Annotated in this window: 1 protein-coding gene; it reads left to right on the forward strand. The window is 61.7% G+C overall.

Features of this window, described 5'->3' with window-relative positions; genetic code table 11:
• Positions 1-58: 58 nt before the first annotated feature.
• Positions 59-248 (forward strand): ATP-binding cassette domain-containing protein (locus HIJ39_RS23565; protein ID WP_338055285.1); only part of this gene is annotated, 190 nt, incomplete at its 3' end.

Raw genomic sequence — 248 nt, forward strand, 5'->3', positions numbered from 1 at the left:
TCGTAGAAGTTGGTGCGAATGTAGTAGGTGTACTACATTTCTACATATGAGTAATGCGGTGACCGTCCGCGACCTGCGGATGACGTACGGCGCGACCGAGGTGTTGCGAGGGGTCGACCTCGACATCCAGCGCGGCGAGATCTTCACGCTGCTCGGGCCCAACGGAGCGGGCAAGACCACCACGGTCGAGATCCTGGAGGGCTTCAGGGACAGATCGGCCGGTGAGGTGAGCGTGCTCGGCGTGGACC

This window comes from Sulfobacillus harzensis, assembly GCF_012933365.1.
In the GTDB taxonomy this organism is placed as follows: Bacteria; Bacillota; Sulfobacillia; order Sulfobacillales; family Sulfobacillaceae; genus Sulfobacillus_B; species Sulfobacillus_B harzensis.